13 protein-coding genes are annotated in these 19,421 nt (G+C 63.8%); 3 read left to right on the top strand and 10 right to left on the bottom strand.

Annotation, left to right across the window (positions count from 1 at the left end):
* The first annotated feature begins 90 nt into the window (after positions 1-90).
* The gene (locus tag FG91_RS10970) at positions 91-1,014 is read left to right on the top strand and encodes a LysR substrate-binding domain-containing protein (protein WP_037514932.1); all 924 of its coding nucleotides are present in this window, start codon (positions 91-93) and stop codon (positions 1,012-1,014) included.
* Positions 1,015-1,078: 64 nt separating this feature from the next.
* Here FG91_RS10970 and FG91_RS10965 read toward each other — a convergent pair whose 3' ends face one another.
* From FG91_RS10965 to FG91_RS10925, 9 genes are all read right to left on the bottom strand, one after another.
* On the bottom strand, positions 1,079-2,161 hold the full coding sequence (locus FG91_RS10965) for an amidohydrolase family protein (RefSeq protein ID WP_081940534.1): 1,083 nt from the start codon (positions 2,159-2,161) through the stop codon (positions 1,079-1,081).
* Positions 2,162-2,253: 92 nt separating this feature from the next.
* Positions 2,254-4,746, bottom strand: a complete 2,493-nt coding sequence (locus FG91_RS10960; protein ID WP_037514927.1) for a TonB-dependent receptor domain-containing protein — start codon at positions 4,744-4,746, stop codon at positions 2,254-2,256.
* Between the two features lie 98 nt (positions 4,747-4,844).
* Positions 4,845-5,882 (bottom strand): FecR family protein, encoded by a 1,038-nt coding sequence (locus FG91_RS10955; RefSeq protein ID WP_037514925.1) that lies wholly within the window; start codon positions 5,880-5,882, stop codon positions 4,845-4,847.
* A complete protein-coding gene (locus tag FG91_RS10950) occupies positions 5,879-6,412 on the bottom strand; it encodes an RNA polymerase sigma factor (RefSeq protein ID WP_161785652.1) in 534 nt (177 codons plus the stop codon). Before FG91_RS10950 ends, FG91_RS10955 begins: the two co-directional genes overlap by 4 nt.
* Before the next feature lie 192 nt (positions 6,413-6,604).
* Complete coding sequence (locus FG91_RS10945) at positions 6,605-6,943, bottom strand: hypothetical protein (protein ID WP_152568082.1); 339 nt, start codon at positions 6,941-6,943, stop codon at positions 6,605-6,607.
* Positions 6,944-7,155: 212 nt separating this feature from the next.
* Positions 7,156-8,373, bottom strand: a complete 1,218-nt coding sequence (locus tag FG91_RS21000; protein ID WP_152568081.1) for a sensor histidine kinase — start codon at positions 8,371-8,373, stop codon at positions 7,156-7,158.
* Positions 8,374-8,679: 306 nt separating this feature from the next.
* Positions 8,680-9,189: a hypothetical protein gene (locus FG91_RS10935; RefSeq protein WP_037514920.1), complete on the bottom strand. Its 510-nt coding sequence runs from the start codon at positions 9,187-9,189 to the stop codon at positions 8,680-8,682.
* A gap of 68 nt (positions 9,190-9,257) precedes the next feature.
* Complete coding sequence (locus tag FG91_RS10930; RefSeq protein ID WP_152568080.1) at positions 9,258-9,782, bottom strand: hypothetical protein; 525 nt, start codon at positions 9,780-9,782, stop codon at positions 9,258-9,260.
* 17 nt (positions 9,783-9,799) lie between these two features.
* Positions 9,800-16,954 carry an autotransporter domain-containing protein gene (locus tag FG91_RS10925; protein WP_161785651.1) on the bottom strand — a complete coding sequence of 2,385 codons (7,155 nt, stop codon included), beginning with the start codon at positions 16,952-16,954 and terminating at the stop codon, positions 9,800-9,802.
* Between the two features lie 360 nt (positions 16,955-17,314).
* On the opposite strand from FG91_RS10925, the gene FG91_RS10920 reads away from it, so the two are divergent.
* Positions 17,315-17,734, top strand: a complete 420-nt coding sequence (locus FG91_RS10920) for a hypothetical protein (protein WP_037514915.1) — start codon at positions 17,315-17,317, stop codon at positions 17,732-17,734.
* A 180-nt stretch (positions 17,735-17,914) separates the two neighbouring features.
* Positions 17,915-18,664, top strand: a complete 750-nt coding sequence (locus tag FG91_RS10915; RefSeq protein ID WP_161785650.1) for a LytR/AlgR family response regulator transcription factor — start codon at positions 17,915-17,917, stop codon at positions 18,662-18,664.
* A 45-nt stretch (positions 18,665-18,709) separates the two neighbouring features.
* On the opposite strand, the gene FG91_RS10910 is transcribed toward FG91_RS10915, so the two are convergent.
* On the bottom strand, positions 18,710-19,348 hold the full coding sequence (locus tag FG91_RS10910) for a DUF1579 family protein (RefSeq protein WP_037514913.1): 639 nt from the start codon (positions 19,346-19,348) through the stop codon (positions 18,710-18,712).
* Positions 19,349-19,421: the final 73 nt, after the last annotated feature.

The following is a 19,421-nucleotide window of genomic DNA, read 5'->3' as shown; positions in this document are numbered from 1 at the left end:
GAGGGAGGCATCTGTTGAAATGGAGAATAATCCTTCGCCAAAGGCGCCGAAAGATTGCGAAAATGGACTCAGAGTCCTATCAATAGGACAATGCAGGACCTCAACGACCTCTATCTCTTTGTGCAGGCCGTCGATCATGGGGGGTTCGCCGCGGCCGCGCGCGCGCTGGGTTTGCAGAAATCGAAGGTGAGCCGCCGCATCGGCTTGCTCGAGGATCGACTGGGCGTGCGCCTGATCCAGCGTTCGACGCGGCGCTTTTCGGTGACGGAGATCGGCCAGGAATATTACCGCCGCTGCGTCGCCATGCTCGTCGAGGCCGAAGGCGCCCAAACCGTCATCGACCAGTCGCGCGCCGAACCATGCGGCGTCGTAAGGCTCAGCTGCCCGACCGGCCTGCTCGCCTTCCAGTTCGGCGAACTGTTAGGGCGTTTCATGGCGCTCTATCCCGCGGTCGAGCTCCATGTCGAAAGCACCAACCGCCGCGTCGACGTCATCGGTGAAGGGTTCGACCTCGCGATCCGCGTCCGGCCACCGCCGCTGACCGAGAGCGAACTTGTCATGCGCCGTTTCGACGAGCGCACGATCCGGATCATCGCCAGCCCGGATTTGCTCAAGCAACGGGCCATCACCCTGCCCGCCGACCTCGCCGGCCTGCCCAGCCTCGATTTCGGGCCGGCGGGCGGCGAGCATCGCTGGCGCCTGACCCATGCCGACGGCAGCGTCGCCGAGGTGCGCCATGCGCCGCGGCTGGTCACCGACGATATGGCGGTGCTGCGCGACGCCGCGCTTGCCGGAGCCGGGGCTGCGCGCCTGCCAACGCTTGTCGTTTGGGACGATTTGCAAGCTGGCCGACTGGCTACGGTGCTGCCCGGCTGGAGACCTTCGAACGAAATCGTCCATGCGGTATTTCCATCGCGGCGCGGGCTCCTCCCTTCGGTGCGGGCGCTTCTGGATTTCCTCGCTGATGAATGTGCTGCGCAGCGGCGGCGGGTGCCCGAATCGGGCCACGACTAGTATCGCCAACAGTTGACGGTCCGGCTTTAGCCCGGACCGCAACCGAGGCGACCGACGTCCCGCGTCAAGGCTGCTTTTTCTGTACCCATTCCGGCCGCAGATAGGGTGCACGGTTGTTACAAAGCTGGGCCCATTCGGCGGCCGTGACGGGAAGCTGCGCCTGCTCGGCGGTGAAATATTCGGCCGGGTGCTGCATCGCAGGCCAGTCGCTGGCGAGTACGAAGCGGTCGATGCCGACCCGGCGCATCAGCGCGACATAGGCGACACGCAGTTCGGCCATGGTGCGTTTCTCCTTGGCGTCCTTCAGCCCCGGCTGCGTCGCGAGATCGAACTGGGCGACGGCGGACAGGTCGAGGACGAGGTTGGCGGTGCCCGGCGCCTTGCGTGCGATGGCATCGCCATAGACCGCCAGCGCGTCGAGCGTCGGCTGGTCGATCCCCCCATAGCCGCCGCCGTGCGCGATCTGCACGGGCAGGTCGCCCGCCTGCGACAAGATCTTGTCGATGAAAGTCGCGAGATTGGCGGCGGTATAGGGCGCCGCACCGCGCAGATGCACGACGAGCGGCAGGCGCGCCTTGCTGGCGGCGGCGAAGAATTTGGCCAGTTGATCGACCTGTTCGGCGTTGCCCAGATCGAGGCCGCTGTTGCCGAGGTGCAGCTTGATGCCCGATGCGCCGGGCTGACGCGACCAATAGTCCAGCTCGTCGGACGCATTGGCGAGGAAGGGATTGATGCCGACAAAGGCGACAAGACGACCGTTCGAGGCGAGTGCGGCGTCGACATTATAGCGGTTCTCCGCGCGCATCCGACGCGCCATGTCTTCGGGCGCGAGCGGAAGGGCGGGAAAGCCGAACATATAGGCGGCCGACAGCAGCACACCCTGTTTGATCCCGGCGCGATCGAGTTCGCGCACCGCGTCGGCGCCGCTGCGTTCGGTAGAGAGATCCTCCGGCATCCCTTCAAAGGATGCGGGATTTTCCGCCTTCATCTCGCGAATGCGATCGGTGATCAGCGGACTCTGGATATGCATGTGGTGATCCGCCACGGGCGCGGGCTCGCTATGCCCGCCCTGTTGCGCATGCACCGGCGCGCCTGCGAAAAGAAGCGCCGCCGCGCCGATCAACGAAAACTTTGATAGAACAGCCATATGGTCAACCCTTGTGATGATGAGAATTTGCCGCGCCCATCGCTCTGTGGGGCCGGTAGGCGACAATGGGCGCGGCGGTGTGGAGCGGGACGTCAGATCCGATAGTCGACCGTGACCCCGAACGTGCGGGGACGAACGACATATTGTTGCAGCGGATTGGCGAAGCCGCTCGTCACCCCGCGAGAATCGCTGATATTGTCGAGAAACAGCGTGATCCCGATCCGGTCGTTGCGGACGCCGGTGCGTATATCGAACAGATTATAGCCGCCCTGCGGCGCGCCCGCGATCGCGGAACTGGCGACGAGCGCACCGGGTGCGCGCGAAATATAGCGATGCGAGAAAACGACCGACCAGTCCATCGCGCCGGCGTTCCGCTCATAGGCGACCGTGTTCGACACCTGCCATTTCGATGCGCCGGGCAGCGTGGTTTTCGCAGGCACGACCGGCCCCGGTGCGGACGGGTTGGGATCGAACGGCTCGGACAGCTTCGCGTTGAGATAGGTCAGGTTGCTCGTCAGGTTGAGGCCATCGGCGGGGCGCAGCGTCGCGCTGGCCTCGAGACCATAGCTCCGCGCCTTCCCCGCATTGTCGGCATAGTTGAGCCCGTTCGCCGTCGTCAGCCGGAGCTGGATATTGCTCCAATCGACATAGAAGCCGGTCACGTCCAGCAGAAGCTTCCTGTCGAACAGGTCCGCGCGCATGCCGAGTTCATAATTCCACAGCGAATCGCTATCGAATTGCCGCGGGACGTTCGATCCCGGTAGCGCAGGGATGATGTTGGGACCGCCGAAACGGAAACCCTTCGACGCCAGCGCATAGATCATCAATCCTGGGCGCGGTGTCCATGTGATCGATCCCTTCGGGTTGAAGCCGCTGGATTTCTGCGTTCCCGTCTTCTCTTCCACCAGATTGCCGGTGTCCAGGAACAAGAAAAGATCGGTGAGCAGAGAATGCAGCTTGAGTTCCTGCTCGAACAGGCGGCCGCCCAAAGTCACTTTCAGCTGGTCGTTCAAATGATAGGTCGCCTCGCCGAAGAGCGCGCTTTCGCGGGCGCGACCGGTAACCACCACATCGGCGAGCCTGTCGCGGGGCACAATTTCTGCTCCTTTTCCGGGACCAAGCAGCCCGTCAACCACCCCCTGCAGCCCCGTGGCATAGATCAGCTGACCAAGCCGTGTATCGGTATCGTCGTGCATCGCGCCGACCACATAGTCGAACGCACCGCCGGGGGCGGACGCCAGCCTGACCTCATAGGTCTGGCCGTCATTTTTCCCCGGGGCGATCGATGTGATCGGCGTCAGGTCGAACAGAAAGGGCGAAAGCGCGGCGCTATAATCCTCGCGCGAATTCATCTTTTTTCGGTGATAGGTCGCGGTCGCGGTCAGCGTGGCGAACCCCAGATCCTGATCGAACCGGAGATTGTGGATCAAGGTTCTGAAGTCGCTCCGTTCCGGAACCACCGTCGTCTTCCGGAGCTCCCCTGCGAGTGTCGGTTGCTGAAAGCCCGTATCGCCGGTCTTTTGCCGCTGATCGAGATACATATAGGCGATCGTCGTATCGGGTCCGGGTTTCCAGCTCGCCAGAAAGCGCCCGCCGGTGGTGACGGTCCGATTGGAATCGCGTTTGCCGATCCCGATATTGTCGATGAAGCCCGCATCCTCGCGGTAGACGAAGACGCCGCGAACGGCGAGGACATCCTCGATCACCGGTGCGTTGAGCATGACCTTGCCCGCGACCCCGATGCCGCCATGCTCGATGCTGTGCAAACCGACCTGCGCACGGCCAGCCCAGCGCGCCAGATCGGGACGGCTCGCCTGATAATTGACCGCGCCGCCGAGCGAGGCTGATCCGAACAATGTGCCCTGCGGCCCGCGCAGCACCGTGACATTATCGACGTCGAAGGTATCGATATCGGGGGTGCCGATCGAAATGGAGGGATCGGTCAGCGGCACATCGTTGATGAATATCCCCGTCGTCGCCTGTCCCTGATCGCGCCCGGTCGTGGTCGAAACCCCGCGGATCGCGATCGAGCCATCGCCCGGACGCCCCGCGTTGAAGACCACGCCCGGCGTCCGCGTCAGATAGTCGGCCAGGCCCTGCGCCCCCAATTTCTCAAGCTGCTCGCCCGTTTGCGCCGAAACCGAACCCGATATCTTGCGCACCGGCTCGGCGCGCTTGGTCGCAGTCACGATGATTTCGGAATCATCGGTAAATTCCGCGGCATGGACCGAAGCCGCCGCATCCGAAATTTGCCGGCGTTCGATAACATAGCCGCCCTGCGCGGTTCGGCGCGCGGCCAGTCCGGTGCCCTCGAGCAATCGGGCCAGCGCCTGTTCGGTCGTGAACGATCCGACCAGCGCGGGTGCCCGGCGCGACCCGACAATCGACGGGCTGAAGATGATCTCGGCACGCGTACGGCGCCCAACCTGCCGGATCGCCGACGCCAGATCCTGGCTGGCGATGTTGAGCTCCACGGGCGCCTGCGTCTGCGCCTGCACCGACTGCGGCGCGAGCCATGCGACCGACGCAATCGTCAGCAACCCTGCGAGCTTGACGCGACCGCGTGCCCGACCTTCTTGACGCATATTACCCCCCTCCTGATCCCATTTTTTCGGAGCATTTTCGCGCTCCCGATGCGTATTACGCAGCGGCGCGAGAAACCCGCATCGGGTCAGGAGTTTTTTTACGGGCGTGCCGTTGCGGGCAGCAGTTCGACGCCGTCGGCGCGCTTTCGCGCCTCCACCGGGAGCAGTTCGCCGACCATCGCGGCGAAACGCGCGGGATCACCGGTCCGGAAAACACCGCTGATATGCTGCCGCGCCAGTTGCTCATCGGCGATGGTGACCTGCTGGACGCTGTATCGGTTGATCTCCGCCACGGCTTCGCCCAGCGGCGCGTCGGCGAATTCGACAAAGCCGTCGCGCCAGCGCAGCTTGACGCCGACGTCGACCTTCTCGACGCGCTGCGCCATGCCAAGTTCGACCACCAGCTCCTCGCCCGGTCGCAGCACGGTCGCCGCCGGTTGCTCGCTATGGCCGGAGCGCGGCCGGTTCACCGCGACCTTGCCGTCGACCAACGTCACCTCCATGCGCCCGGGATCAAGGCGCACTTCGAACACCGTACCGAGTGCCGTGACCGTGCGATCGGCCGCCTCCACGACGAACGGGCGCGCGGCATCATGCGCGACCGCGAACAGAGCCTGCCCATGGACAAGCTGAACCGTGCGGCGCTGCCCGGTGAATTTGACCCGCAGCTCGGAATCGGTGTTGAGCGTGACCGCGCTGCCGTCGGACAGGCGGACCGTCCGCAATTCGCCCTTGCGGGTCGTGTGCACGATGTCGGCGGATGCGGCCACCGAAACGGGCGCATCCCCGACCGGAGCGTCGGGGCGCAACAAGAATACGCCCAGCGCCAGCGACGCCGCGCCCAGCCCGCCGGCACCAACCCGCCAGAACCAGTGCCGGCGCGCGGGAGGCACCGCCAGCGCTTCCTGCCGAAGCGCCGAAAGCAGCGGATCATCCGCACCGCTTTCGCAGAGGGTTTCGAGCTCCGACATGCGCGCGAACTGCCGCGCATGGGCGGGCGACTGGTCGACCCAGTCGTCGAACGCCGCCTGCTCGGCGTCCGTCAGGTCGCGACCGTCGCGCCGCACATGCCAATAGGCCGCCGCCTCTGCAGGCGACATGCCGAGGGTCGTGGGGGTCTTCACCGGGCGTGTCATGCTTCGTCCATCCGGCGCGTGATATACACCATCGCGCGCTGCATATGCTTTTCGGTGGCGCTTACCGAAATCCCCAGCCGGCTGGCAATGTCCAGATAGCGCATCCCTTCGATCCGCCGGAGCACGAACACCGCGCGGGTCCGCTCGGGCAGCTCGCGCAGAACGGCCGATACGCGCGCAAGCTGTTCGCGATTGGCGAGGACATGCTCGGGCGAAAACTCGATACCCGCGTGGGTTTCGGGGCAGAATGGCTGGTGGAGATGCTCATTGCGGGCACGGGCGCGCCGATGGCGATCGGTCAACACGCTGCTCGCGGTTGCGAAGACATAGCCGTCGACACGTTCGTCGCTCTCATCCGCGTCGCAGCGCATCAACCGCTCGAACACTTCCTGGACCAGATCGTCGACATCGGGGCGGCGGCCGATCCTGCGGGAAAAATAGCGCTCGAGCGCAAGGCGAAAACGGTTGTGCAGGCGCGACATGCGCGCCTGTTCCTGTAGCATCGCTACTTTTTCACCGGCACGTTGCACGCCAGCCTCCCTCGCGCGCGAGGATGGCAGCGCGAAACCAACAATCAAGCTTCTTGTCCGCATCGGCCGTGCGGGCTCTGGACTACTGCATCGCTGTTCCGTCGCTGCCGACCTTGCTTTCGCCGTCCGTCCCGCCGCCTGCGATCATCAGCGGAGGGCCGACGAGTAACAGCCCGACCGGGACGATCGGGTTCAGCATTTTGGCCTTTCCGGCTCTGGCGAGGCCGCGCGCGCACTGGCGGCCGCATCGGCGACGTCGATCGCGGTATTGGCGACCGAATTGGCCACAGCGCCCCCGGTTCCTGTACGGCCAGCGACGACATTGAGCAGTCCGGAGTTGCGTGCAGCGCGCAGCAAGCCGCCGAAGCCGCCCTTTTTCTTTTCCTTTTGCTCCACACTGCATGGCGCACCGGGCGCGTCGACGACGGCTGTTTCCACCAGCTTTTCATCTTGTTTGGGCTTGGCCACGGCGGTCGGCGTATTCACGCCCAGTAACAGAGCTGGCATGAATGCCCAGACCATCGGTTTCATCGATACTTCCTTTGCGGTTGGAGTTATGGCTCCCGGGGCGAAACAACTGGCAGACCTTCCGCTCCCCGAAGCCGCAATAATCCTGCCGCCGGTGCCGAAAAACACAGAGCAATCCGCGACCAATGATCGGATGGGTGCGACGAGCGAGCATGTCCGAGAACGCCGCCGTCCAGCGCCGCGATTGCGGTATGACCTGGCTGACGGAAGTGGGCTTAGGGGCCGACCGATTTCTGAAATTCGAGCGGGAGGCGGATGATCGATCGAAAGCCGCGTTCCGCTGGCCCCGCCTCGAGCATTGCCTTCGTCCCATAGCGCAGCAGAAGCCGCGATCGCGTGTTCAGCAGTCCGATACCGCCCCCGCCGAAATCACCCTTTGCCATCGATACGCCGGGTCCATTGTCCTCGACTGTGACGATCAGCTCGCCCGCTTCCTCGCGGGCCGATACAGATAGCGTGGTCGTGTCGGTGGAATTGGTCACCGCATGCTTGATGGCATTTTCGACCAGCGGTTGCAGAATGAAATTCGGCACAATAGCATCCTCGAGTTCAACCGGGAGCGTGAGCGATACATCCAGTCGATCGCCGAACCGGAAGCATTCGATAGCCAGATAGGTATCGACGATGTCGAATTCGTCGCTGAGCAGATTGTCGTGGCTATGCCCCGAATCCGCGACATCGCGTAGGAACGTCGCGAGCTTCTCTACCGTCTGATTGGCCTCGTCATGCTGCCCCTCGACAATCATTGTCGAAACCGCGCCCAGCGTATTGCACATGAAATGGGGGTTCAGCTGCAGTCGCAGAAGTGAAAGCTCCGCCGACGTCGCCTTGCGCTCGGCATCGGCGGCGCGCGCCAGCTGCGCATTGGCCTCGGCTTCCGCCACAAGTTGCAGGCGCTCGCGTTTGCGCGCCTCTTCATTGTGAAGCAGCGCCATCATCGCGGCGGCCCACAGGCAGAACGGCACAAACCAGAACAACCCTCCCATCAGGATATTGGGACCCGTGACCGCCGTCGCCACAGTGAGCTGCGCCGCGTCGGGGCCGAACACCGTCCGGATCAACTGAAATCCGACATCGAAGACAAAGACGAGGACGAATATCGTCGCGATGACCGCGGCCGCCTGCCGCTTCAGGGGCAAATTCATCAGGCGAGCGAGAATATGAAAGACACCAAGGCCGGTAATCGTCGCATAGACGATTGTCGTCGTATCGAGCGGTATGTTGATCCAGCTATATTGATAACCGCGCAGAACGGCGCTGACCGATGTCACCAGGACGAAACTGGCCCAATAGAGCATCGCGATGGGGACAATGCCGAGATTCATGGAGACCCTTGATCCGGCCCACCCTATCTTTGCCATGTCGCGAACTTTCCTTCCTGGGGCGCGGCATCGCGCGGACGCCATCTGCGCGATAGTGGACGACGGGCGCAAAGGGGAACAGCTGATTTCGGTTGCGGACCGTTCGGCCCGGCCAAAGCGGCATCGCCGCTTTCATCGCTTTGCCGGGGCACATTGCCGTTCGTCGATCCAAGCGCCGCAATCGTCGCAACGGGCCACCCAAAGCCGCGAAATATGGCAACAGCTCCCGCAAGTGCATGGATCCTCCATGGACCCGGGAAACCGTTTCCAGATCATCCTGACTCTGGGTTTCGGCGAGGCGGCCTCCACCCCCGGCGGCCGCCTCACACCCTTGCGGCGATGGACGCTGGAAAGGTGGAAGACTATCCACCGGGATGGCTATTGCGGCGGCGTCTGCGCCGCATTGTCGGCGATCGCGGTACATTTGTCGGCGTGAAGCATCCCGACATGCTGCATCCGCTCTGCCATGACGGTCTGCCGTTCGACGACCGGCCGGAGCGCGTTCATCATCGCCGCCGCGCGTTCGCCATTCCCCATGTCGGGCGAAGATGCCGCACCCATTCCCATGCCGATCAAACCGCCCGCGCCGGGAATAAGCGTGCTGGCGAGGCCAGAGATCGCCTGCTTCGCAAGGTTGGTTGCCGACTGCTTCGCCAGCATGCCCGTGGTCTGCTGCTTGGCGATCGTTTCGACCTTTCTCGTCATGCCAAGCAGCTCGCCCTCGAGCGCGTTCATCTCTGTCCGCAACTGGTCGCAAGTCAGCGCCTGATCGCCGGCCGTTGCGCCATCGAGCGCGGCGGCATCGGCGTCCTGCCACGCGATCGCGGGAGATCCTGCTGAGAGCGCAGCGGCGACAAGAATCGATTTTGTTGCTGTCCTGAACATCATTTCTTCTTCCCCATATGCGGTCGGCGGTTGGCACCCCGAGGGTTTCGCGGAATGTGGCGACGGCGCGCCTAGCGGCCGGCCGCGACGCAGCGCCGTTGGTAAAGGCCGTGCAGATGGTCCATGCGATCGAGCGCGAAATCGAACTGCGTCTGGATCGGTGCGTATGCCCTTTTGATGTCTTCGCTGGCGCTTTTCAGATGCGCGGTCGACCCGGCGCTTGCGACCATGTTGACGATCGGCGCCGGCACTTGCAGCCCCATCGAAAGAATGCCCACGGCGTGCATGGCGGCGGCGATGGCCTGCGTGGCAGCGCTGGGATTCACATCAATCTCGGCCATCGCTTTCTGCAGGAGGTTGATCTCGTCATTCCGGAAACGCACGTCCTCGAGGATATGGGGGCAGCCCATATCGGCATCGGCTGGAAACGCGACGCGGGCCTGCGGCACGGCGCTCTGTGCCGCGGCAGGTTGCGATGCGACCGCCATCGCAGCAAAAGCCGCGTGTCCGGCGATATTTCCAGGGGACAAAAGGCGAAGCATGGGGTGATCCTTTGCTTTTTCGGGTCGGTATGCAGGCGGGATGTCCAGTGTCATCCCGCCTGCCGTCCTGTTCAGAAACGGATCGAGGCGCCCACTGCGACCGATGAACGCTTCGTGTTGCTGAACTCGCCGGTGTAACCGACGCGGACGTGGACATTTTCGCTCAGGCGTGCGCCGACACCGAGGCCGAGGCGGCCAACGGTCTTGTCACGCTCGACACCGTTCACGACGATCGGTGCGCCGGGCGCGCCGTCGAAACGTCCCGTGACGAGAATGTCGGCGTTGTTGAGCATCTGGCGCGCGCCGACCTCTGCGTAAGGCGTCAACGTCGCGCCGGCCAATTCGACCGTGCCGGAGAAGGCCACGCCGACGTCGGCCAGCCATGCGCTGTCGCGATCGCCGGCCACCGCCAGATCGAACGCGCCCGCGCCTTGCTCGACGACTGCGCCGCGGCTGGTGCTGACATGCGAGAGGCCGATTTTCGGCGTCACATTGATGCCGCCGATCTTGGCCGAATAGTCGACACTGACGTCCGCTACCCAGCTTTTCAGGCCATATTCGCTCTGTGCCAGCGTGCGCGATGCCATCAGGTTGCGGCGCGTCTCGGCATCGAGATCGCTATACGAGACCATGGCATGGACCCCGAGGTCGCCGATCGCGGCATCGGCGAAGACGCCGCCGAGGAAACCCTTCGCCTTGGTGGTCGCGTCGAGCGCAACGAGCCGCTGATCGGTGTCGCTGCGGCCGATGAACGCACCGACCCGCAGCTGGCCGTCCGCCATGCCATAGCCGATCCCGCCGAGCATACCGTTCGTCCGCAGGTCGGCCCGGCTGGTGCCGGTGTCCGCCTGGCCGCGGATGTCGCTGCCGCCGGTCAGCCCCTGCGCGAACCCGTAGAGGCCATTGGCCTTGGGCGCCGTCAACCGCAACGTGCGGCCGACATCGATCAGTTGCAGACCATTCTCGAGCCCCGCCTGCATGGCCGAGCCATAAGCCTCGGGCGTCAGTTGCGCAAAAGCGCGCTGGTTGATCGTTCCGTCGGCGGCCGTCAGCACATTGAGTGCCGCCGTATAGGCCTGCACCCCATAGCTGGCACGCAGCACCTGGTTCGAATAGGCAACGCTCGCCTGAACATTGGTCGGAAAGGCGTTGCTGTTGTTGAACTCGCTGCGGATCTGGATGCGATTGCCGTTCTGGACAACGAACCCGAATACAGAGGCCGATTTGTTGATCGTCGTAAAGCGGCCGGTGATCGCGTCGGCGACCACGATGTCGAGCACCGAACCCGGCAAATTGCCGAGTGCCCCGGTGATGTCCATCGTGGCGCCATCGGCGATCGTCAGCGTGCCGTTGACGTCGAGCAGGTCGTTACCGGCATTCGGCGTCAATTCGATAAGCAGGTTCGAGCCGGCGCGCATCGTGACGTCGCCGTTCACCGTCATCGTCCCCGGCGAAGCACCCGGAGACAGCGTGCCGAACACGTCGATGTCGCCATTGACGATCCCCGCCGACCCAAAGGTTCCGCCAAGCGCGACGGTGACCAGATCGGCGTTGATCGTCGACCCTGCCTGTCCGATCAGGCGGCCACCAGCGACGTTGATGTTAGTCCATGCCGACGTGCCGGTCATGCCGACCACACCGCGGTTGATGCCAAGGTTTTCGAAGCCCTGGAACAGGTTGCCCGCGACCTGGAGCGGCGCCGCATAGGTGGCGTTGGTATCGAACACGACGGTGTCGAGATCCGCGCCGCCATTCACCGCGCCGCTGATTCCCGTGAGCGAATTGATCACGAGACGGTCGTTACCGGCGCCGAGATCGACGTTGCCGACAATGCTGCCGAACACCTCAAGCGTGTCGGCATTGTTTCCGCCGGTGACGTCGGCGGTCAAGGCGTTGCCCGCATCGACGCGCGTCGTTCCGCCGTCGAGGCCAACGCCGCCCGTGAAGGTCGCGTTGCGGTCGATACGCAACACGCCATTGCCCGAGGCTTCGAGGCGTTCGAAGCCCGTCGCCTGAACCAGGCTGAGCAGGCGCGCAAACTGCGGCCCTTGGACCAGCGCGAGCGTGTCGTTGCCCGCACCGCCATCGATCGTTCCGCTGACCTCTGCGCCATCACGGATCGTAAAGCGATTGTCGGCGCCGTCGAACAGGATGCCGTCAGCAACGCCGAGCTGCGAATTGGCGCCTAGTTCCAGATTGCCGCCATTCACGGCAAGACTGTCAAAGCTGTACGAGCCGCCCGTCAGCGCCAGCGTGCCGGTGCCGTTCGAGACCAGATTTTCGAAGTTGCGAATCTGCGCCGCGATCACCGTGCGCTGATCGACCCCGCCGGTCTCGATCTCGAGAAGGTCGTCGCCTGCTCCGCCATCGACAAAGCCCTGCAACGTGGCTCCCGCGGTCAAGGCGAGCTCGTTGTTGGTGGCGCCCTCGAACGTGATCGACTGACCGGCGCCAACCGCGCCCGTGACCGTCAACCGGACGCCGTCGGCGGCCGTCACGCGGACGGTTTCGAACTCGTTCATGCCGCCAATCTGCGAATCGCCACCGAGCGTCAGGTTCAGACCGTCGGCGTCGGCGCTGCCATCGGCATTTTCACCGCCCAGCAGGCTGCCCGACAAAATGCCGTCCAACGTCAGGTTGAGGGTGTCGTCGCCGCCGCCCAGATTGACGCCGCCGGTCAGGGTCGACCCAATCGTCACCTCCTGCGCGCTGGCGTCGCCGATGATCGTGCCGATCGAGCCACCGAGATCCTCGGTGATCGAGAGATTGGCGCCTTCGAGCAGCTCGAAATTCTCGTAACGCTGTCCGGCCGCCAGTGCGATTTCGAGCGTTCCGGCGCCATAGACGCCGATCGAGTTGAAGTTGGCGACATTGCCCGGGATCGATCCGTCCTGCCCGCCAAGGCGGAAGATGAACGTGTTGTCGCCGGCACCGCCATCGATCGTGCCCGTGACGACGCCGCCGTCGCGCGCGATATAGCGGTCGTCGCCGGCGCCAAGATCGACATTGCCCGCGATCCGCCCGCGATTGTCGACAATGTCGTTGCCGCCGCCGAGCGCGACATTGCCCTGCACAACGCCCTGGACATTCAGCCTATCGTCGCTCGCCGCCTGCGCCGGATCGGCGACGTCGCGGCCCACAACATCCGCGGTGAGCGTGCTGCCCGCATCGACGACCAGGTTGCCGCCTTCCAGCACAACCTCGTCGAAGGCCGCCAGATTCTGGTCGATGTGGAATTCGCCCGCTCCCAGTACCGCCATCTGTTCGAAGCCGGTCAGCGTCGACAGGCCGAAGGCGCCGAGGCGGCTGATCTGGCCGCCCGCCTGCTGGAAGGCCAGCACATCGCGGTCGCCGGCGCGGTCGCCGGCATCGACTCCCCCCGTGATCCGCGAGCCGGTGCTCAGCGTCAGCCGGTCATCGAACGCGGCGGTGAAGGTGATGTTCGCGGTCAGATGCGTGTTCGCACCCAGCTCGAGATTGCCGCCCTCGGTGACATTCACCCCGTTCGCGAAGCTGTAATCGCCCCCCGTGAGCGCGAGCGTGCCGTCGCCCTCGACATCGAGCGTCTCGAAGCCGTTGATCTGCGCCGAGACCAGCGTGCGGCTGTCGGGCGCATCGGTGGCGACCGTCATCCGGTCGCCGCCCGCACCGCCATTCACCGTGCCGCCGAATTCCGCCCCCGACGCGATCACGAGGTGATTGTCACCCGCGCCAAAATTGAGCGTCTGCCCCGCCGCAAAGTCGCCATCGATGATGAGCTGGGCCGTGCCGTCGACATTGATCGTCTCGAAACCCGAGGCGCCGTTGCCGAAGGTGGTGGTGCCGATGATGTTGAGGTTGAGTATGTCATTGTCGAGGCCGCCCGCATCCTCGCCGCCGTCGAGCACGCTGCTCAACACACCCTCGAAGCCGTTCATCGTCAGCATGTCGTTCCCGCCGCCCAGCGAGACGCCGCCGGTCAGGTCGCCGGTGATCGTGACATTCTGGCTGGTCGCGTCGCCGGTGATGCGGCCCACCGTCACACCATCGGCAATGGTGAGATCGAGATCGGCGCCGTTGATCAGCGAGATCGCCTCGTAGCTCTGGCCGAGCGCCAGGGTCAGCCGGTGATCGCCCGAAACCTGGATCGTCTCGAAATTGAGCGCATCGCTGACGATACCCGGAACCGAATTCATGTCCTGCGTCAGTTCAAAACCGATGATGTCGTTGTCGAGACCATTGGCGTCTTCGCCGCCATCGACGGCGCCGGTGATCGTGCTGCCGGTGCCGAGCACCAGCGTGTCGTTGCCGGCGCCCATGTCCAGCTCGCCGCTGATCGTGCCGCTATCGCCCATTTCGACGCGATCGTCGCCGCCGCTCAGCCGGACCGCTTCGTTGACCGTACCCTCGACAATCAGCCGCTCCGCTTCGTCCGAGCCGTCAAAGGTGCGGTCACCGGTCGTTCCGACGGCCGTACCCTGCCGCACACGAAGCGTGACGCCGCGAATGTTGAGCGACGCGGCGTCAAACACACCCAGGATGTTGACGATGCCGTTGCCGCCGACCTCGCGATTGATATTCTCGAACCCGCTATACTGGCCCGCGCTGATCGTCTGCTCCGCGACAGACAGATCGACCGCGATCGTGTCGTCGGTGCCCGTCCCGCCGGCGACGGCGCCGGTGATCGTGCCGCCGGCGAGGAATACGGTGTCGTCGCCCCGGCCCAGCCGCAAATCGCCCTCGAGCCGCGAGGTCCCGCGTGCTTCGAACCGGTCATCCTCCGAACCAAGATCGACATTCCCCTGAATCACGCCGGCATCCCGGTTGACGATCAGATCGACCGTGCCTTCGGTATGGATCGCACTGGCGACGGTGCCTTGAAGGAAAGCCCGATCGCCTGCGATCAGCCTGTCGAGAGCAATGGTATCGGTGCCGCTTCCCACAACGCGGCCGCTGTTGGTGAAGGTGAAGGGGGAGCTGATGCCATCCGCCACGACCGCGACCGAACGGGCCTGCGTTGCGGAAATGACGCCGTTCGCGCCATTGGTGATATTCGCCGTGCCGCCAGTATTCAGGCCCACCACCAGGCCCGCGCTGAGTTCAACCAGATTGGGGTCGTCGATACCCGCGCCAGTTGCCTCGATCGTTCCGTTGTTCGTGACCACGGTGTTCGGGCTATCGATCCCCCAGCCGGTGCCACCGTTGCCAGTGCCACGAAGCGTGCCCGTGTTGGTCGCGGTCAGCTCCCCGCCATCGAACTGCAATCCGAAATCGCTGCCTTCGATCGATCCGCTGTTGTTGAGAAGGCCATGACCGCGCGCGTAGATTTCGATATCGGCGCCTACCGAGCCGCCACGGATCTGTCCCGAGTTGGTGAATTCCAGGTCGCCGCCCATCGTCGTGGTGTCGCCGTCGACGACCATTTTGACCGCCCCGCCGGTCGAGTTGTTGGTGATCGTGCCGCTGTTGTTAAAGACAAACGGATCGAGTCTGTCGACCGCGAAAATATCGACGGTCCCGTCGCTAAATTCTCGAGCCGCGCTGGTGAAAGTGCCGCGATTGGTAAATGACGCAAGACCGTCTTCGCCGGACCGGAAAGCTTTACCGTTGCCGACGCTGACCACCGCTCCGGTGTCGTTGACGAAGTCGAGGCTATTGGCGAATTCGTGGACGACGATGCCGATGCTGTCGCCAAGCGTTATGTCCGCCTGATTCAGGATCGTGCCGTTGCCTAGCAAGGTAAGGCCATTGCCCAGCACTTCATTGCTGGTGAAGGTCGCGGTCACGTCGGCACCAAAGGCCTCGAGGCCATGTCGTTCGAAACCAACCGTCTGCGCGGTCCCGAGGACGTTCGACACGGCATAGGTGCCGTTGGCCGCCAGCGAACGCCCATAGGCGTCATGGTCGCCAATGCCGCCGTCGATCTGGCCGGTGACCGTACCTGTGCCTGCGGTCAGGAACGCATCGCCCTGCCATGCCCGGCGATTTTGCGTGGTGTCGCCGTCCAGGGTGACGTCGCCGTTGATTGTTCCCGCGTTAACGACGAGGTCGATACCCAGGCCGCCCTCATAGGCAGTCGTATAGCCCAGATTGTCGCCGTTGGTGTTGGTGATAATCCCTTGGACCGTGCCTCCTGCGTTGTTGCGCAGCGTCGACTCCGTACCCACACGGCCGAAGCGCGAACTGATTGCGGCATAGGTTTCGGCCTGAGCGGCGGTCTTGTCGCTTTGAATCAGGCCGTCGTTGATGATCGTGCCACCGTCGCCTTCCAACACCACTGCATTGCCGTGCATCGTGATGCTGCCAAAGCTGGTGGCGCTGGTGCGCGCATTGTGGAGCGCGCCTCCCCCGTTCAGGAAGACGCCGGTCGCGACTTCGTCTGGTGTCGATCCGGGACCGCCGACATCGCCCTGCTCGAGAATCCGCCCGTAATTGGTGACGGTGCCTTCACCGTCAAGATAAACGAGAGTGGCATCCTGGACGTTCAGCGAGTCGCTGTCCTTTGCGCGCAGTTGCGACTGCGCATCGATCGTAATGGCCTGATCTGTGCCGTAAATTGCGATGCCGCGGCGGACGTCGATCGTCGCCCCGACCAGATTGAGCGATGCGGCGTGCTGTACATCGACATGGGCCTCGGCATCGGCACCGTTGATTATGCCCGACACGTTCAGCGTCAGTCGCCCGTCCTCGCCGTCGAACCTTCGCGCCGTGCTGTCCTCTTCGACAGAGATCGCCTGAGTGAACCCGATAGGCGCCTGGTTGGCGGTCAGGTTGATCGTGCCGTTGCCGGCGAGGCGCAGCGTCTGATCGTAAGACTGGCTGGGCGGCGGCGTCAGCGTCAGGACCGATCCCGCGCCATAGGCTTCATAAACGATGCCGCCACTGAAATTGGCCACCGAGAAATCGTCTTCGAACAGCGCGCGCGTCTGCACGCCTCTGGCCGCGAGCCACAGCGTGTCGGTGCCGCCGGGGTGATTTGTGATCCCCGTCGAGATCGGATCGACGTTCAGTACGCCCGACGCATCGACGCGGCTGATGTCGACGATCAGCCGGTCGTCGCCCTGCGACAGTTCGATCGCCGTGCTTGCGTCGCGATCTTCGCGCGCGTGGACGATGACCTGGGCATGCGCGACTGCGGGGAGAGCGATCGACAGCGTCGCTGCGCCAGCAAGAAACGCCGTCCGCCGACGCGACAGGCCGCCCTTGTTCGTCGGATGGGCAGGACGGGGCGCGGGTACGAATTTCATGGTGAACATCCTCAAAAAATCTCTGTCGCGCCGGAGGCCGCCGCGTGAAGCCGAGGGAACGGGCCGCCACGAAGGCGCACCGGATCCCGGTCGCCGCGTCGCATCTCGACGCTCTGTGCGGGACCGATCTGCGACCAATGACGCGAATTGCGTCGACGAATGAAAAGGATAGCAACGCGCCGTGCTGGCGCCTGATCATGCAGCGGCGCCAACGCCGCCCGGCGACCGTTGCAAATCGTCATCGCGCGCCACCGCGCGTTCGTCGCGGCAACCCGGCCTGTTTGTCTCGCAGCCATGGCGGCGCGCGAAATCGCGGCATGAGGAGGGCCGTTCCTTCCGCGCACGAAACAAGGCCAGCTGGTGTCCGCTCCCGATTTTCCGCCGACAATTACCGACAGCGCGCAGGCGCTCAAACAGGCCGCGGTCGCTTCGCTACGCGCGCGTGGCTTGACGATCAGCGATACGAAGGGCCGGAATGACGCCGAACAGGACACGGCGCCCCACGCGACACTCGCTCTGCGCGAAGAATGCGGATGCGGCCTGCCCAACAATCATCACGAATTCACCCTGTCCATCCATGTGCGCGGATTCGACTTCAAGCCGAGGGAAGTCATGCGATTGACCGACGAGGCCGAACGCGCCGCGCTAACGCTCGGCACGCATCTTCGCGACTGGCAGGTTCTTCAGATTTCGGCGGAGCGGACGCGCATCCTGCGGCAGGCCGGCGGCGACTGGGCGGGTTGCCTCAGCGTCCGTGCGTTGCTGTCGCCAAAAGATTGAGGCGGGCGGCATGGCCGGACGATGCCATCGCAGCGGCGCGCGCCGCGGTCGGCCTTCGCACCCTTGGGGCCAACTGGTGCGGGCGCCGGCAAGTTCCAGATTGCGCTGGCCATGGCGCCGACTTACGCTTTGGTCGAAGCGGGGGTGCGCCGCGCCAGCCGAGCACGGGATAAACCGACGATGACACCGCTCCGCCTTTTTCTTGTCGACGACGAACAATCCGCGATCCGCCGCCTGACGCACGCGCTTGAGGGGGTCGCGGAAGTCGAAATCGTCGGCATGGCGCATGATGGCGAAGACGCTTTCGAGAAGTTGGGCGCCGCCCATGCCGACGTGGTCTTCCTCGACATCGAAATGCCGCGACTGAACGGCGTCGATCTGGCCCGGCGGCTGCGGCAATGCTCGACAGCGCAGATCATCTTTGTGACCGGGCTCAGCGAATGGGCGGTCGCAGCCTTTGAACTCGAAGCCGCCGACTATATCCTGAAGCCGGTCCAGCAAGACCGGATCGTCGAGGCGATTTCTCGCGCGCGTCGCCGCATGGACGCGGCCGCGCGCGAGAAGAGATCGGGGAGCCCCTTGCCCAGCCCCGACGACGAAAAACAGGCCTTTTGGATCCCGAAGGGCAACAGCAAGGTGCGCGTGTTCGTCGACGACATTGTCAGGGTCGAGGCGAGCAAGGACTATGCGCTGATCTATACGTCAAACAATACGTTCATCCTGCGCGCGACGATGAAGCAGCTTTCCGAACGTTTCGAAGGCACCGGTATGATCCGCGTTCATCGATCGGCCTTCCTCAATCTGAAACTGGTGCTCAAAGCCGAATATGCAGGCCGCCGCCTGGCCAAACTTCATACCGAGGACGGCGCCGTCGTCGAGGTTTCGACGCGTTATTCGCGCCACGTCGAAGACTTGATCGGCGCCCGCTGACCAGCCGGACGGGCGCGCGCAAAAACGTCCGGCCAGGTCTGGACCCTAGTCCGCGCGCTTGGTGAATTTCATAAAGATCAGCTTTGTGAATTTGCCCGTGCTGGCGTCCATGCGGTCCATCTGGAAGGTCCGCGTCGCACCCGCGAAATGCTGCGTAATCCGCAACCGCGTGGTCACACCGTCGGTTTGCAGCGTATCGGCTTCCCAGAGCATCGTTTTCGATGCGCGGTCATAATAGCCGACGTCGTGGCGGACGAGATAATGGTCGCCGTCCATCCAGATGCCCGAATAGCGATTGTCATACGCATCCCAGCCCCAAAGGCCGGTTCCCTCGTAGCTGCCGTCGATATAGCGAAAATCGTTGAGCATATACCGGCCCTTCGAAACGAGGCGGTTTGTTTGGATCCCGGTTTTCCGGATCGGCTGCTTTGCGACATCGCCAACATAAAGTTCGACATCGGCGTCCCACACCCCCACTTCCTCCAACAAGGGTTCGAGAATTTCGTCGGGCGTGTTGATCGGAAATATCGAGTTATATTTCTGCTGGCGGTCCTTCAGCGACCTCGACCTGACGTCGCTCGCGGCGTCGGATTGCGCAGTTGCTCCAAATGCTTGCCGATGATCCCCTCCCGAGGCGTCAAACCCGGCATTGACGAGCATGATGACCAGCAATTTACCGAACATTTTTGTACGACCCTTCCAATTCGTCCGCTGCAAAAAAAATAGCAGTTGGCTTGATCTGAAAGGATAGAGTTCG

The organism is Sphingopyxis sp. LC81, from assembly GCF_000756375.1.
Taxonomy (GTDB): domain Bacteria; phylum Pseudomonadota; class Alphaproteobacteria; order Sphingomonadales; family Sphingomonadaceae; genus Sphingopyxis.
Note: the sequence above shows the minus strand (reverse complement) of the source record. Positions and strands in the feature narration are given on the sequence as shown.